A 16,174-nucleotide genomic window follows, 5' to 3' on the forward strand; every position below is an offset into this window, starting at 1 on the left:
GATTTTTTTCGTTTATTATGGGTTTTGGAGTAGGCATTGGATTATTTTTTTCTACTATTCATCATTGCGTTAATTCTTAATTAATGCACTAAAACAATTTTCAGTTACGAGCTTGTAAATCAGCTAGTATATTATTACGTAATAAGGATTTTATCCCACGCTTCATCTATAAAAACCAGGATCTCAAGAAAATTACTGATACATTTGGTTTTTTATCGAATCAGATTAATTTTATAGAGAGAAATTTTGGAGATCCTGCTGATTTGGTTATTCATATTAAACACCTCGAACATGCCAAATTAATTTTGAACGTCCTGCGAACAAAACTTGAATATAATCAGATTTATGGTTCATGGGAGAAATATTATCCAGGTTTATTTAAACACGACACAATAAAACCAAAATTTTTTATTTCTATTTCTAACAGGCAGGCTCTTAAAGATTTTAATTTCGCTGTATATCACTATAACCCATCTGAAAATTCAGACAAGCCCATCAATTTAACTAGCGGATAATACATTGCTTTGTGATTCGATAGTGCAGGGTCTGCCATAATCACTCTCGATGTATTAACCAATATTGTTTGTTTTTAATTCATAAAGACTTATAATTTTTGCTTTTTAAGCATTAAATTGTCTAATGAATAAAACAATTTCAGTGTATTTCAGTGGATCAGGTTTCTCAATCGAGAAAAAACACTTATTAGCCGGGCATCTCTATGACAGAACAGAGGAAAGTGAATCTCAAATTAAAATGGGATTTAATGGTTGTGGTGTCGATTATGGCATTAGTGGAATACTTTTTGGCTCGGGCCTCGATGAGCAATGCGAGAGGGTCATTAATTGCCTTGTACAAGAAATAAATGCTGGCCACCAAATAACTTTAAATGTTTATGGCCATAGCCGTGGAGGCATAGCTGCACTGTTACTTGCCAAACAATTGGGCAACATTGATAAAGAAAAACTTACTATTAACCTGGTTTTGCTCGATCCAGTGCCAGGTAATTTTATTATCACTTCAATTATTGACCCATTTAACCTAAGTTTAGCCAATAAAACCATGGATTTAAGTGACTGCAAGCCATTAAGGAAAGTTTTGGCCTTATATCCACACAAACCTCTTCTTGCTCATACCCCTTTATTAGCGTCCTATCCTCCCGAGACAGAAGTCGAAGAAGAAGTCGTTAATGGTTGTCACTCGCAGGCAGAACATATTGCAAAACATATTTTTGCTCCCCCTGAATTAGTAAAGATTCGTGTAGAAGAATTCCTGGTACAAAATGGTACCCAACTTCCAATAGACTTTGATTGTAAAAATACTGAATCAATGAGGCAAACCTATCTTAGGTCTTATCGGAGAGAGTTGGCTTATGTCGAGAAGACCCTGTCAAGAAATACCCATTCAGCCCGAGGAATGGTAATTACCGCGACACCTGGAGCAAAATATTTAAATAGTCGTCATAAAACACTAGCAGGGGATAATTCACAAGAACCTGTGTGCTTAACTATTCAACCTGAAAAGGGTGTTTTCTCCTGGTTTAAACGATTTTTTACTCATTATCCTTTAGTCGGCCAAGCCCTTAAATGGACATTGATTGCTTTGTCGGTGGCAAGCTTATTGTATTTTACTGGTGGCTTAGCAGCCCTTCCATTATTAGCACCGATCGTGGCCAAGTTCGGAGCATTAAGTCTCCTGACATTTTCACCCATAAGCGGTGGTGCTTTGGCTGCATTATGGTATGGTGCTGCAAAACCTGTTTTATCATGGTATGTCCGCAAATTCTTTTATCTTCACTATTCAATCCGTAAAATAGAAGCACCAGAAGTAGAAAATCCAGACTCTACAAAAAAACTAATGGACACATTAGCTGTTGATCGCCCTTCAGCTAATTCACCCACTGTTGGCTCAGCTCCTTATCAAGGGAAATCACTTTTACATTCTACAAGAGAAAAAGGTAAAGAAAAGTTGCCCCAGGAAAGCACCCTTTCCTTCAGCCAATAACATAAAAACTCCAGGAGTACTAACGCTGGAGTACCTTAGCTCAAACACTACTAACGAAATAATTATTTTCCCAAGTTAAGTTTATTTTTACCATTGTGGCAAATTGCCATTAATTATCGCTATATGCTATAATTAATTCAGGGGTAAAGATGGAGATAAACATGGCTCAATCAGTAAGATTATCAGACAAATTAGTTAAACAAGCCAAAACTGTGGGTGAAGTAATGTCTCGCTCTGGAGCTGGGCAAATTGAACACTGGGCAAGAATAGGAAAAATTGCCGAAGAAAATCCCGATCTATCCTATGAGTTCATTAGAGACAGTTTGCTAGCAAAAGCGGAAATAGAGAATGGATTGGTAGATGACTATGAATTTAATCATCAGACAATCTAATTCATTTAAAAAAACTGTAAAAAAACTATCTAAACAGGATAAAGCTATTCTTGATCAGGAAGTCAGGAAATTAGTAAACAACCCTGATCTGGAAGAACGTAAAAAGGGAGACTTGGATTTTTTACGTGTTCATAAATTCAAAATCTCAAACCAGGAAGTATTATTAGGTTATATGTATGAAGAAGATGAAATTATATTAACTTTGCTGAAATTGGAAGCACATGAAAATTTTTATCGCGATATCAAAAGGTAACATCTAAAAAATTACCGTAGAAATATATTTAACAAGTTATAAAGATTTTGTGTTTCAGTACTTCCTGAAAAACCTTTCTTTTTTTCGCAGATTTTGTAAATAACCCATGACTCTGGCTGCTTTGCGGTGTTTAACACCGCTTTAACTTAAGGTGGACTGTTAATTCCGAGCTTCTTCTTAATGTTCGTCGTAAAAGTTGGGTATAAATCGGTTCATTGGAGGCTAATTGCATGATGGTTGTTGATGTAATGCATGAAACTATTAAAGGCAAAATTAAAGAATAATTTTGTGTCATCTCTACAACTAAAATAATTCCCGTGATCGGCGCCCGTACTGATGCCGCAAACAATGCGCCCATGGCTGCCACAGCAAACATGCCGGGATGTACAGTCAAATCCTGCATAAAAAACTGTAATCCATAAAAAGCAGCTGAACCAAGCAAAGCGCCTAAAGCCAGCATTGGTGCGAAAATACCGCCAGGAACACTCGTTGAATAGCATAGCATGGTAGTAAAAAATCGAATAATCAATAAAAAAGTTAACCCGGAAATAGAAGGCGATAAAATTAAAGCCTGATGAATAATATGATAACCGCCCCCTACTACATCGGGATAAACATAAGACAAAAAACCTACTATTGCACCGATACCTGCCACATAAAAAATATGAAATCTGGGGTTTAATCGGTCAGTCCACAATAAACTCCCCATCAGCATTTTATTAAACAGCAAACCGGCGAAACCTACAATAATACCTAACGCTAAAAATAACCAGAGTGATTTAAGGCTGGGGAGCGCAAAAATAGACATGGGAATGGCTGGCTGCGCCCCCATAATAAAATGCAACGTGATTGTGGCCACAGCGCAGGCGATGATAACTGTTTTTAAGTTCACAAAAGTAAAGTTAAACTGGTTTCGCATTTCCTCTATGACAAAAAGAACGCCTGCAAGAGGGGCATTAAATGCCGTAGCCAGACCTGCCGCAGCACCGGCAGCAATAAAAACATCACAGCGTTCACGGGAAAAATGCAACAACTCACCCAGCATTTCCCCCAGATTTCCTCCCAACTGAATTGTCGGCCCTTCCCGCCCAATCACGAGCTTTGATGAGATAGCCATAACCCCTGCAAGAAACTTAACCGGTAACAAATGCCGCCAAAAAATAGGACGCTCATGCAGCAAAGCCCCTTCAATTTCCTGAACACCGCTCCCCGCTGCTTCAGGAGCAATAGCACGCACCATAAACCAGGCAATAATAACCAACATCATAGAAATAAGACTTGCAGCCAACTCTGGAGGAAAACCTTGCTTCTTGCCATAGACGATGGATTGTGTAATCACATTTTCCAAAAGATGAATGGCAATCTGAAAAAAAGATCCAACAACACCCGTTAACAGACCCAATAGAACAGCGACCGCATAGATGACCAAAATTTTATCGCGCATTGTTTTTAATCATTCCCATTAGATTCGTAATAATTCGTAACCCTGTATTGGGCAAGGAAAGAATTGTTTTCGGATGAAATTCCTTGCACAGATTTCAGGTTATGCACTTACTAAATAGTCATTATCACCTAAATTAATAAAAAAACCATAAAATGAAGGATCATAATTCCTACGTTCCTCGCTTTATGCCCGGAACCCAGTTTCGATCGCTATTCAAGATCGTTTGGATGCTGCGTATAAAGTACAGGGTGAGAAAACTAAAAACTTTCACCTGTTTTAAATACTTTATCAATAGCCATAAGGCTTTCTAACAGAGGTTTCATCTTATCCAATGGCCAGCTATTAGGACCATCACTTAATGCTTTATCAGGTTCGGGATGAGTTTCCATAAAAATACCGGCAACGCCAGTAGCTACAGCAGCTCGTGCCAAAGCGGGAACAAATTCGCGCTGACCGCCGGATGTGCCGTTATTACCACCCGGCAATTGTACCGAGTGAGTAGCATCATACACAACTGGACAATCTGTTTCCCGCATGATTTGGAGAGAACGCATGTCGGATACCAGATTATTATAACCAAAGCTTGCCCCACGCTCACAAACCATCAATTGTTCATTACCACAGGCTCTCGCTTTTGTTACTACATGTTTCATTTCCCATGGGGCCAAGAATTGGCCTTTTTTAATGTTCACTGGTTTATTCATTGCCGCAACTTTTTGAATAAAATTAGTTTGACGGCATAAAAAAGCAGGCGTTTGTAACACATCAACCACCGTGGCCACTTCAAGCAAAGGAGTGTCTTCATGGACGTCAGTTAATACGGGTACACCAATCTGTTGCCTTACTTTTTCCAGAATCATTAGCCCTTTTTCAAAACCCGGGCCGCGATAACTGTTGACTGATGAACGATTAGCTTTGTCGAAAGACGATTTATAAATAAAAGGCAACTTAAGCTGACTGCAAATATCTTTAAGATAACCTGCTGTTTCCAGAGCCATTTCTTCACTTTCAATTACACAGGGGCCTGCTATTAAAAACAAAGGAGACTCAATGCCTACTTCAAAACCACATAATTTCATGCCTTATCCTTTTTCTTATGAAAATCACGCGCTGCTAAAACAAAGCTTAGAAAAAGCGGATGCCCATCCCGTGGTGTCGATGTAAATTCAGGATGAAATTGACAGCCCACAAACCAGGGGTGCTCCTGTAGTTCAATCATTTCAACTAACATATTATCAGCAGAACGACCCGAAATAACCAGACCCTGTTTTACTAATGCTTCAATGAATTGATTATTCACTTCATAGCGATGACGATGACGCTCAACAATTTGCGGTTTATTATAAATTTTAAACGCCAGTGAATCATTATCCAACTGACACAATTGAGCACCCAGGCGCATTGTACCGCCCAACACCGTATTCTCATCACGCTGTTGAAGGCTACCATCTTCAGCTAACCATTCACTAATCAAGCCGACTACAGGATAAGGTGTTGTTTTATCAAACTCAGTCGAATTAGCCCCGGCAAGACCTGCTACATTACGCGCGAATTCAATCACCGCCGTTTGCATGCCTAAACAGATCCCGAGAAAAGGAAGTTTAGTTTCACGTGCATATTGAATGGCTTTGATTTTACCTTCAATGCCTCGCTCGCCAAACCCCCCAGGAATTAAAAGCGCATCCACATTGGCCAGTAATTCAGTGCCATGTTTTTCAATTAATTCAGCATCGATATAAACAATATCCACTTTAGTCTGGCTATGAATCCCCGCATGAAGCAGCGCTTCATTAATAGACTTGTAAGCGTCATTCAAATCCGTATACTTACCTACCATCGCCACTTTTATCGCCATCGTCTGTATAGCCTGTGCCTCGACTACCTGTTGCCACTCACTGAGATCAGCAGGTTTTAAATTGAGAGCCATTTTTTTTACTACAATGTCATCCAAACCCTGGTCATGAAGAATCATGGGAATCTGATAAATGCTTTTAGCATCTTCCAAAGAAATCACCCCTTCCTTTTCTACATTGGTATAAAGGGCAATTTTCGCTCTGTCACTTGAGGATAAAGACTTTTCTGAGCGACAAATTAAAATATCAGGTTGAATACCTATCGAACGTAGTTCCTTTACAGAATGTTGGGTAGGTTTTGTTTTGGTTTCTCCGGATGTTGCAATATAGGGGACTAAAGTAAGATGAATAAACAAAGCGCGCTGCGCGCCGAGTTCTATACGCATTTGCCGGATAGCTTCAAGAAAAGGAAGGGATTCAATATCACCCACTGTTCCACCAATTTCAATCATTGCAATATCAAAACCATCAGCGCCTTGTTTAATGGAGCGCTTGATTTCATTGGTAATATGAGGGATAACCTGAACTGTCCCCCCTAAATAATCACCACGCCGCTCTTTTTTAATGACCGTTTCATAAATTTTACCTGAAGTGAAATTATTACTTTTAGTCATTGTTGTGCGTACAAAACGCTCATAATGACCCAGATCCAAATCCGTTTCAGCACCATCGTGCGTTACAAATACTTCCCCATGTTGAAAAGGACTCATTGTTCCCGGATCAACATTCATGTAAGGATCGAGCTTTATAAGAGTGACATTTAAGCCACGTGCTTCAAGAATTGCTGCCAGAGAGGCAGAAGCTATGCCCTTGCCTAAAGAAGAAACGACACCGCCCGTAATAAAAATATAATTCGTCATAGATGATTCCGTTTAAAATGCAAAACCGCCTCACAGGCGAAACCAATTAAACTGCGCATGTAAACGGGGTTTAATTTTAACAAAAGAAGCACAGAAATAACACTTATTTCTACCTTCAGCAAGCTTTGGTTTTTGCTAATAAATGGAGTCCGCGTTCGCAAAACAATATTTTTGTAGCCTTAATTATCATCCAACAAGGCTTTAACTCAACAAAAACAGAATCAATAATAACGCAGTAATAAAAAATATTATCTTGAGATAAAAGGAGAATCGCGAATTTCCAAACCAATGCTTCACATACGCAAATGGATGGCGAAAAATTAATTGCCTTAAAATAGCTGTAGCTACAGGAACCTTTTTCCCCTGATTGGAAACTTCATGAAGAGTAATATCCGGATGGAAATTACCTTCAAGAATAAACCATTTCTCATTGAAAGGAATATTAATGTCTTCACAAAGAACATCAAACCCAACAAAATCCAATCCTGCGGCTTTAGCTGCATTGATCAAACAGAGGGCATTTTTTTTATTTATTTTTTTCCCTAAAGATAAAATATCGCCACCCCTTCCTGTATTTGCTGTATAGCAAAGCCTCACTCTCTTATTTGCAGGAGGAATGCTGGTAAGATCCAGCCCCTGTTCTGCGAGACATTGCTGGTATTCTTCGTCAACTACCAGCGGTGAAACAGTTAGCGTGTGAATAACTTTTTCAATGTCCTGATTTTTTATAGCAATCAATTGAGCGATAGTGTGTTTTCCATCACCAGTAACACTCGCCCCAAAACGCTCTACTACACCAATAACCCGATTTTTTAAGATTAAAACACGATATTCTCTTAAGTCAGGATGAAATTCCTCTATCTGCATGGCAGTATATCGTTGAAGCCCTTTCGTGAGACATGCGGATAAGTGAGATATTTCTTTAATATTACATAAAACATCTTTTCCACGGCTTGTATCACTTACAGGCTTCACTACCAAAGGGAATTTCAGATCTTTAACAATCTTTTCCAGAGAATACTGCGTAAACGTTGTCTGATTGACAATAAGTGCTTTAGGAACCGAAAAACCATTCCTGGCAAGCAAAGTATTTAAAAAAAATTTGTTTTTTGCAATGAAAATACTCGCTCCTTGATTGAAAGGAGTAATAGTCGCCATAAAATAATAGTTTTTTTTGCCTAATGAAATTTTCAGGCTTCCTATTTCTGGTATATAAACAGCATCCAGACCTAAAGCCTGGGCACGTTTATAATAAACTTGTGTGCTTCTATTCATGCCCTATCCTTAAACAGCAAAAAATAGACAACCTGGCAGATCATTTTCTTCTCAATCAGAATTAGAAGATATTTTATCGATTTGAGTCAGAATGCTTTGCATTGCAATAGCACAATCAGCCGCATCAATGCCTTTATGGCCATGTCGTCCTCCAAGACGTTCCCAGGCTTGAGCTTCATCGTCTGTCGTCAAGACACCAAAAATCACCGGGATGTTATAATCCAGTGCAACGCGTTGACAACCTTGACTGACTTGTTCGCAAACATAATCATAATGACTTGTTTCACCTCGTATTACAGCGCCCAACGCAATAATAGCCGCCACTTTTTTTTGCATAGCCAGCCGTTGGACTACAAGAGGAATCTCCACTGCACCGGGTACTTCAACGAGAGTAATATCCTGTTCAGACAAACCTCGCCGAATTAGCTCTCGGAGTGCTCCACGTTGCAGTTCATTAGTAACAGGACGATTAAAATGACTGACTACAATTGCAATGGGAAAAGATTCAACGCTGTCAACAGGTTCCGCTGTGATATGTTTCATAAACACCCTACTCAACTGTCAATAAATGACCCAGTTTTTGCTGCTTGGTTTTCAGATAGCTTCGATTTTCAGAGGTAGGTTGCACTTCCAAAGAAATTCGCTCGCTTACTATTAAGCCATATTTTTGAATAGCTTCCACTTTTTTAGGATTATTAGTTAATAATCTTAATGTGTCTACTCCCAAATACTTTAAAATTTGAAAAGCAATCGCATAATCTCGGTTATCAGCAGGAAAACCCAGTTGTAAATTCGCCTCGACCGTATCAAATCCCTGCTCCTGTAAAGCATAGGCTTTTAATTTATTGGCCAAACCTATCCCTCGGCCTTCCTGTCGCAGATAAACCAATACCCCTCCTTCACTGGCTATTTGAGTTAATGATTGCTGCAACTGCGCACCACAATCACATTTACATGACCCAAAAACATCGCCCGTAATACATTCAGAATGAATACGTACTAATGGAACCTGATTGGTGAACTTTGGCGCTCTAACCAAAGCAAAATGTTCCGCCGGATCAAGTTTGTTGCGAAATACTGTCATTGAAAAATTACCGTATTCCTGCAAAGGAATACGGGTCGTTGCCGCTTCTTCCACCAGGGTTTCGTGACCAATACGATATTCAATCAAATCGTTGATAGTGACCATAGGGATGTCATGTAGTCGGGAAAACTGCGTCAATTCATCACGCCGGCTCATCGTGCCATTTTCATTCATGATTTCGCAGATGACCGCAGCAGGTGTTAAACCGGCAAGACTAGCTAAATCCACACTCCCTTCCGTTTGCCCTGCTCGCTCCAGCACCCCTCCCTTCCTTGCGCGCAAGGGAAAGATGTGTCCCGGGGTAATAATATCACCGGGAACGCTATCCGGTGCGATAGCCACTGCAATGGTACGTGCTCTATCTTTTGCTGAAATACCGGTTGATACACCGCTGGCCGCTTCGATGGACACTGTAAAAGCCGTACCGTAAGGTGAGCGATTGTTGGAGGCCATCATGGGAAGCTGTAGTTTATCAATCAGTGGTTCAGCCATAGGTAAACAGATAAGCCCCCGGCCAAAACGAGCCATGAAATTAATGGCTTCTGCGGTCGCATAATCTGCTGCGATGACCAAATCACCTTCATTTTCCCGTGCTTCATCATCCAATAATATGATCATACGCCCAGCCTTTAACGCTGCAATGGCCTGCTCAATAGTTGCAAAAGGACTTATCATATGGCTTCAACCTCATTTCCCAATTTTCCCGCTATCTTGAGCTGATGCGCTACAATGCGGGTTAAATAATCAAATTCTACATTTAAACATTGGCCAATTATCAGTTGGCCTAACGTGGTGTGCGCCAGAGTATGGGGCACTAACATTAATTGAATGGTGCCTTCAATGACCCGATTAATCGTTAAACTGACTCCATCCAAAGTAATGCTGCCTTTGCATAAAAGGTAATTATCCGACTCTATTGAAAAATCACCGACTGTTATTTCAATACAATCACCCAGGACACGTATCGCTTTACAATAAGCGAGCGCGTCAACATGCCCACTCACATAATGACCGCCAAAACGAGCCGTTGCCAGCATGGCACGCTCCAGATTCACTTTATTACCTGCTCTCAATTGACCCAGTGTGGTTAACGCCAGGGTTTCAGGCGATATATCAAAGGCCAGACACCCTGCTTCAGCAGGTAAAAGCGTCAGGCAAACCCCATTGACCGCGATACTTTCACCCACCGTTAAACAGTCCAATGAAGACTTAATCAATAAACGACGAGAAACGCCATTGACAATATTGTCTGATACTTCGCCTTGTTGCTCAATTAATCCAGTAAACATTACTCCTCCTGCCAATCCAGACATGCTATCACATTGTCTGCTTTTATCTGCCAGGTCACGGCTGGTTTTTTGCTGAAAATAACATTTTTTCTAAATGCAGAAAGTCCCTCTTGTCCTAAAAGAGTAGGAACCAGATAAAGATAAGTACGCTGCACCAACTCTTGCTGATGTAAGGCAGAAAATAATTCGCCCCCGCCTTCAACCCAAACATCGTGATAACCAAGACCACCAAGATGATCAATAATAACCGATAAATCCAGCCTACCCTCTTTTGTGGGTACCGCGTGGTAAGAGCAGTTGGGATAAGGGTTGGTAACAGCATAGTGTTCATCATGATAAATATGACAATGTTTAGCTGTGGTAAAGACCTTCGCCTCTTTATCAAGCGATAAACGACTATCGAGGATTGCCAGCGTTTTACCTTGTTCCTTGCCCTGCAAGCGTACATTCAATAGAGGGTCATCAAGTTTGACCGTTTTTGCAGTAGTCAGGATGACGTCCGTATACAAACGTTGATAATGTGTAAATTCAGCACAATCTGCGTTCGACAAATAATGACGCTGCCCTCGTGCGCCAGCAATCTTGCCATCCAGACTTTGCGCAAGCTTAGCGGTAATCCAGGGTTTTTTACCTGACATCCAGTAACGATAACTTTGATAAAATTTATCAAGTTCCTGCATAGGGTAATACAACACATCCACTCCTTTTGAGCGCAACATTTCAGGCGTATTGTTTGCTGCAACAACAGGATTGGGATCAGGAAAACCATAGACAACCTGAGAAATACCGTAATGAATAATTCCCTCAACGCAAGGAGGGGTTCTTCCCCAGTGATTGCAAGGTTCCAGGGTTACATATAAAACAACCTGTCGCAGACCTGCCGGAAGCTGTTGTAATATTAATTGCTCCGCGTGAGCCGTTCCGGCTCCCTGGTGCGAGGCTCTGGCAATAATTTTATTCTCATGAACGGCGACAGCGCCCACACCAGGGTTTGGTGCACAATTACCCCGTCCGAGCCAGGCTTGTTCGAGAGCAGCCAGCATAAAGTATTTGTGCATGGTTAAATCACTGATGAAAAATCGGAATATGATAACAAATTATTCAATTTATGAGTAGAGCATAATTAAACTTCTGCTTAAAAACCTCATCAATAACCCTTTATCAAAGATATGGTATACTTTTTACCCGGAATAATTTATTGAGTAGCCTATGAATCTACTGCCCCGTTTTAAACGAGAAAAGTTTTTTAAACGAAGCATTGGTTTCCTGCTCATCATTCTACCGTTTTTCTCTCTTAATACGTTTGCTCTTTCTCCTTACTCCACTCAGGAGCTTGAAGAACTGGAGAAAGAGTTTATCCAGCTTATCAATCGGTCAGACAGCGTTGAGCGTAATCCTCTGGCGAATCAATATATCAATCACCTGGGAAAAAGTCTGGCACGTTTTGCCCAGATTCCAACGCCCTATTTTTTTATTGTCAAGTCAAATGAAATCAATGCATTCGCGGGCCCGGGAGGTTACATTGGCATTAACACCCAATTGATTCTGGCCACAGAAAATGAAAGTGAACTAGCCGCAGTTATGGCCCATGAGATTGCTCACGTCCGCCTGCACCACCTTTATAATATGATTGAGCATCAAAAGCAGATGCGTATTCCTATGTTGGCTTCTCTATTAGCCTCTATTGCACTTGGGGTGATTAACCCCACTCTGGGTAGCGGTGCGTTAATGGCCTCAATGACAGGTTTCGCTCAGGATAACATCAATTTTACCCGTGCTAATGAAAAAGAAGCGGATAGAATTGGTATTGATATGCTAATAAAATCAGGATTAAATCCACGTAGCATGGCCAGTTTTTTTAGAAAAATGCAACAAAACGCCCGCTATTATTATACTGCCAACATTCCTGCTATTTTAAGAACTCACCCACTTGATGAAGATCGTATTGCCGAAGCAGAAAATCGCAGCGAAAGTCTGTCCAAAAAACAATATCCTGATAACCTGAACTATCGGTTATTTAAAGAATTAATACGGGTGGATGCAAGCGAAAATAATAAACAACTCATGGATTATTATAAACATCAATGTCATACAAAAACCGCTGATGCCACTTGCCAATACGGCCAGGTACTGTCTTTACTCGCCATTAATCAATATAAACAAGCGCAACATGAATTAACTCCTTTGTTAAATCGGGATCATGATAACCTGTTTTATCAACTCGCGATGGCACAGGCTGAAACAGGTAACGGGCAATATGAATCTGCAATAACCAGACTAAAAGATATTCAGGCAAACTATCCGGAAAACTATGCAACAACGATGGCTTATGCTCAAAGCCTGTTAGCCGCTGGTCGAACAGAGTTGGCAGCCAATGTTTTATTAAAAGGCTCGCGAACATTTAAACGTGACCTGCCTTTATGTGAAGCGCTCGCTCAGGCTCAAGCCGCCTCGCATCGTAAGAGTTATGCTTATTTCACGCAAGCGCAATGTCACCTTTTACAAGGACGAAGAAAAGATGCACTCAGACAGTTAAAATTAGCGCAAAAAATAGCAAAAAATGATCATTATCTCCAGGCGCGAATTACTGCAATGATTGATGAAATCAAATTCTTCTCTACGAATTAAAAGAATAAGCTTCAAAATAAGTCCAAATATAGACTTATTGGGTAAGTTAGTCTATATTTAGACTATTAGAACAGTTCCAGGGAGAAAAAATGATTCCTGTTAAAATAAACTCCATTAACGAAACGCATCTCCAAAAAGCGCTGAAAGCTGTTCTCAATATACTGGAGAAGTGGCAATGTAGCACTGAAGAAATGCAACGTCTTCTTGGCTTAAAGCGCTCCACTCTTTTTAAATATAAAAGTCTCCCTGAAAAAGCGTCTATTAGCCAGGATCTAATGGAGCGCTTATCTTACTTATTAAACATTCATGCGGCCCTTCGCGTTCTTTTTTCTCATCCGGATTCAGTATATAACTGGATTAGAAAACCAAATCAGGCTCCTTTTTTTAATGGTAAATCGGCGATGGATATTATGTTACAAGGGCGTGTTGTTGATCTATGGGCTGTTGCCAGCCGTCTGAATGCTGAACGTGGCGGTAAAGCATAATGGCTGTTCTGGATTCTTTAAACCAATTAACCTTCACCCGAAAAAACTGCTATCGTTTAATCCCCTCCCGATTTCCTCCTGTCCATTTATTTGAGGATGTTGCCAATCCTGACGATTTTGAGGCTTTATTTGCTGTGCAAGCGATGACAAATCCCAGAATTCAGGAGGAAATTGGTAATATTAATCTGGTTCCTCCGCAGGAACGAATTTTTGGTGTACCTGGCTGTGGCTATATAATGGCCGCTTTTACTCATGTAAATCCTGATGGCAGCCGATTTTCCAATGGGGATTATGGCCTTTATTACGCTTCCGAAAATTTGGAGACAGCTATTGCGGAAACAGTTTATCATCGAGAGCGGTTTTTAGGTTATACTAAAGAACCGCCTCAAGAAATCGATATGCGTAGTCTCACCGCCGAATTTAGTGCTAACTTATATAACTTGCTTCATTTGAATAAGACTAATCACCAATTGTATGATCGTAACGATTATTCCTTGGGGCAACAGTTAGGAAAAAAATTAAAACAACAGGGAGGCGATGGTTTTATTTATCATTCCGTTCGAGTAAACAGTGATAAAGATAACAATTTTGCTCTTTTTAAACCGAAAACTATTCATCAATGCAAACAAGGCGGCCATTATACTTATATCTGGAATGGAGAAAAAATTAGTGCTATTTATAAAAAAAGCAGTTCACGTATTAACCACGTTAACTCCACTATCTTGCTTGATTAATAAGAACTTTCAATGACTGCTGCAAAAGAATTAATTATTCAACACACACAAAACTGGATCCGCTCTTTTATTATTCCATTAACGATTTGTCCTTTCGCTAAACGGGAAATTGAACGAGGGACTTTAAGAATTGAAGTGAGTTCAACAAAACAAATACACGTAGCTCTGGAAGAATTAATAACAGAAATGGGGGTGTTAGATGAAACGCCTGCCATAGAAACCACACTGCTGATTTTTCCTTTTTTATTCAAAGATTTTTTTCATTATCTGGATTTTGTCGACCTGGCTGAGGCGCTATTAATAAAACAAGGCTATGAGGGTATTTATCAATTAGCAACTTTTCATCCTGATTATTGTTTTGCTGATGTGGAATTCGATGATGCCTCTAATTATACCAATCGCTCGCCTTATCCCATGCTTCATTTACTGCCAGAAACCAGTGTTGAAAAAGCAATTGCTTATTATGGCGATACAGAAAGCATTCCGGAAAATAATATTCGTACTTTACGTAAACTGGGTCTGGAGCAGATCAAAAAAATTATAATGGCGTGTACATTGATAACTTGAAATAAGCGATTTTTCCTCAATCTTACAAGAAAAACCGCTATACTTCGGGGAGAACTTTATTTATGAGGCATTTCTCCGATTTACAAGGGGTTCCTCGCTTTGATTTAATAAATAATGCACCTTCTTTTCCAGTCTTATCCTGACTTCAAATAAAATTTCTTCTACCGTATCAAAAACTGTGTTTTCTGAGGAGGAATGCAAATAAGTAGCAGAAGAGAGATTCAATCGAGTAAGTAATTGTAAGGCAGCCTTTCTGACATTTAAAGAAGGACTTTTTAAGTTAATTTTTATGGTATTAAAATCCTTCTGAGTCAAACTGCTCATAAGAAACTCCAAACTTTGTAAAGCAAGTGTTGGCACCTTACCCTCCCAGCTACTATCTTTTTCTATGAGAGGAAGAACCAATGCAAGAATTCCTTGATGTTCTTCTTTGCGCGCCCTTGAACTTAATGGTTTAATCGCCTTCATAGCGGCCTGAAGAATACGAGAATCGTTCTCTTTAAGGGCCTGAGCAATAATTAAAAGGACCTGTCTTCGTTCTTCTATAGATAAATCGGACACCACTGCTTCAAGATTATTTAATACTACCTTGCAATTTCTCCAGTAAAAAATTTTTTCAAGGGCCGTGGTATCTCCTGCACCCTCATTTAAAGAAGCTGCCAAGTTTGTTAAAATTTTCAAACTATCCCTGTAACTATTCGGATTAATTTCATTTTTATTTAATGAGATAGCTATTGCTGTAAGTATCTTGTTTCTTGCGATAACAGGCCAATTCGATGTATATGTTGACAATTGGTCTACAGCTGACTGCCTGTTTAATGGATCATCCCCTTGGTAAGCCTCAATAATTTCCTCAAGTTCTCGTTCAGTTGCTTCGTAAAGTGCATCCGTTTTTTGAAACAACTCTTCTTTGTGTTCAAAAACATTCCTGGCTTCAGTCAATAACTTTTGTTTTTCATCTGAACTTAAATAAGGTGCTAAAGCGCTAAGTATTGCTAAAGCAGGATTTCGAATATTACATGCCCACGCAGTATTTTTGAACTTGAGTGTTTCGAATGTCAGTATAAAAATTGCTTGCCGTTGCACAGAAGTGAACCGGGGTATGAAATGATGAAGACACTGCAACATCATCCCTCGAACCTGATCATCCGAATCATAAAAGGCGAGAAGAGAGAAGGAAAATACCTTATGACAATCCTTTGAAGATAGATAAGTGTAACGGCTCGCAATCAAAAACGACTCGGCCCACAATCAGCGCATCAAGTTGGCCCAAATTAAATGCGAATGAAATTAATTTTTGGCCCACATT

Annotated in this window: 16 protein-coding genes; 7 read left to right on the top strand and 9 right to left on the bottom strand. The window is 39.8% G+C overall.

The window, feature by feature from the left end; genetic code table 11:
- Positions 1-639: 639 nt before the first annotated feature.
- The 3 genes from T345_RS0107580 to T345_RS0107590 all read left to right on the top strand — a co-directional run bounded on the left by T345_RS0107580 (position 640) and on the right by T345_RS0107590 (position 2,646).
- Complete coding sequence (locus tag T345_RS0107580; RefSeq protein ID WP_028388813.1) at positions 640-2,001, top strand: hypothetical protein; 1,362 nt, start codon at positions 640-642, stop codon at positions 1,999-2,001.
- A gap of 161 nt (positions 2,002-2,162) precedes the next feature.
- Positions 2,163-2,393 carry a ParD-like family protein gene (locus tag T345_RS0107585; protein ID WP_028388814.1) on the top strand — a complete coding sequence of 77 codons (231 nt, stop codon included), beginning with the start codon at positions 2,163-2,165 and terminating at the stop codon, positions 2,391-2,393.
- Complete coding sequence (locus T345_RS0107590) at positions 2,362-2,646, top strand: type II toxin-antitoxin system RelE/ParE family toxin (RefSeq protein WP_028388815.1); 285 nt, start codon at positions 2,362-2,364, stop codon at positions 2,644-2,646. The genes T345_RS0107585 and T345_RS0107590 overlap by 32 nt, the downstream gene beginning before the upstream one ends.
- A gap of 130 nt (positions 2,647-2,776) precedes the next feature.
- Here T345_RS0107590 and clcA read toward each other — a convergent pair whose 3' ends face one another.
- The 8 genes from clcA to ribD all read right to left on the bottom strand — a co-directional run bounded on the left by clcA (position 2,777) and on the right by ribD (position 11,509).
- The gene (clcA, locus tag T345_RS0107595; protein ID WP_028388816.1) at positions 2,777-4,090 is read right to left on the bottom strand and encodes a H(+)/Cl(-) exchange transporter ClcA; all 1,314 of its coding nucleotides are present in this window, start codon (positions 4,088-4,090) and stop codon (positions 2,777-2,779) included.
- 257 nt (positions 4,091-4,347) lie between these two features.
- A complete protein-coding gene (gene kdsA / locus T345_RS0107600; RefSeq protein WP_028388817.1) occupies positions 4,348-5,169 on the bottom strand; it encodes a 3-deoxy-8-phosphooctulonate synthase in 822 nt (273 codons plus the stop codon).
- Positions 5,166-6,803, bottom strand: a complete 1,638-nt coding sequence (gene pyrG / locus T345_RS0107605; RefSeq protein ID WP_028388818.1) for a CTP synthase — start codon at positions 6,801-6,803, stop codon at positions 5,166-5,168. The genes kdsA and pyrG overlap by 4 nt, the downstream gene beginning before the upstream one ends.
- A 201-nt stretch (positions 6,804-7,004) precedes the next feature.
- On the bottom strand, positions 7,005-8,078 hold the full coding sequence (locus tag T345_RS13855) for a hypothetical protein (RefSeq protein WP_051555195.1): 1,074 nt from the start codon (positions 8,076-8,078) through the stop codon (positions 7,005-7,007).
- Between the two features lie 51 nt (positions 8,079-8,129).
- On the bottom strand, positions 8,130-8,621 hold the full coding sequence (gene ribH, locus T345_RS0107615) for a 6,7-dimethyl-8-ribityllumazine synthase (protein WP_028388819.1): 492 nt from the start codon (positions 8,619-8,621) through the stop codon (positions 8,130-8,132).
- Positions 8,622-8,628: 7 nt separating this feature from the next.
- The gene (locus tag T345_RS0107620) at positions 8,629-9,837 is read right to left on the bottom strand and encodes a bifunctional 3,4-dihydroxy-2-butanone-4-phosphate synthase/GTP cyclohydrolase II (protein ID WP_028388820.1); all 1,209 of its coding nucleotides are present in this window, start codon (positions 9,835-9,837) and stop codon (positions 8,629-8,631) included.
- The gene (locus T345_RS0107625; protein ID WP_028388821.1) at positions 9,834-10,451 is read right to left on the bottom strand and encodes a riboflavin synthase; all 618 of its coding nucleotides are present in this window, start codon (positions 10,449-10,451) and stop codon (positions 9,834-9,836) included. The genes T345_RS0107620 and T345_RS0107625 overlap by 4 nt, the downstream gene beginning before the upstream one ends.
- Positions 10,451-11,509: a bifunctional diaminohydroxyphosphoribosylaminopyrimidine deaminase/5-amino-6-(5-phosphoribosylamino)uracil reductase RibD gene (gene ribD, locus T345_RS0107630; RefSeq protein WP_028388822.1), complete on the bottom strand. Its 1,059-nt coding sequence runs from the start codon at positions 11,507-11,509 to the stop codon at positions 10,451-10,453. The genes T345_RS0107625 and ribD overlap by 1 nt, the downstream gene beginning before the upstream one ends.
- A gap of 151 nt (positions 11,510-11,660) precedes the next feature.
- Here ribD and T345_RS0107635 point away from each other — a divergent pair, with 151 nt between their 5' ends.
- The 4 genes from T345_RS0107635 to T345_RS0107650 all read left to right on the top strand — a co-directional run bounded on the left by T345_RS0107635 (position 11,661) and on the right by T345_RS0107650 (position 14,865).
- Positions 11,661-13,079, top strand: coding sequence for a M48 family metalloprotease (locus T345_RS0107635; RefSeq protein ID WP_051555196.1), 1,419 nt, complete (start codon positions 11,661-11,663; stop codon positions 13,077-13,079).
- An 89-nt stretch (positions 13,080-13,168) separates the two neighbouring features.
- Positions 13,169-13,564 (top strand): MbcA/ParS/Xre antitoxin family protein, encoded by a 396-nt coding sequence (locus tag T345_RS0107640; protein ID WP_051555197.1) that lies wholly within the window; start codon positions 13,169-13,171, stop codon positions 13,562-13,564.
- A complete protein-coding gene (locus T345_RS13860; RefSeq protein ID WP_051555198.1) occupies positions 13,564-14,298 on the top strand; it encodes an RES family NAD+ phosphorylase in 735 nt (244 codons plus the stop codon). The genes T345_RS0107640 and T345_RS13860 overlap by 1 nt, the downstream gene beginning before the upstream one ends.
- Positions 14,299-14,310: 12 nt before the next feature.
- Positions 14,311-14,865 (top strand): DUF1415 domain-containing protein, encoded by a 555-nt coding sequence (locus T345_RS0107650; RefSeq protein ID WP_028388825.1) that lies wholly within the window; start codon positions 14,311-14,313, stop codon positions 14,863-14,865.
- 60 nt (positions 14,866-14,925) lie between these two features.
- Here T345_RS0107650 and T345_RS0107655 read toward each other — a convergent pair whose 3' ends face one another.
- Positions 14,926-15,996, bottom strand: a complete 1,071-nt coding sequence (locus T345_RS0107655; protein ID WP_028388826.1) for a hypothetical protein — start codon at positions 15,994-15,996, stop codon at positions 14,926-14,928.
- Positions 15,997-16,174: the final 178 nt, after the last annotated feature.

Source organism: Legionella fairfieldensis ATCC 49588, from assembly GCF_000621525.1.
Taxonomy (GTDB): Bacteria; Pseudomonadota; Gammaproteobacteria; order Legionellales; family Legionellaceae; genus Tatlockia; species Tatlockia fairfieldensis.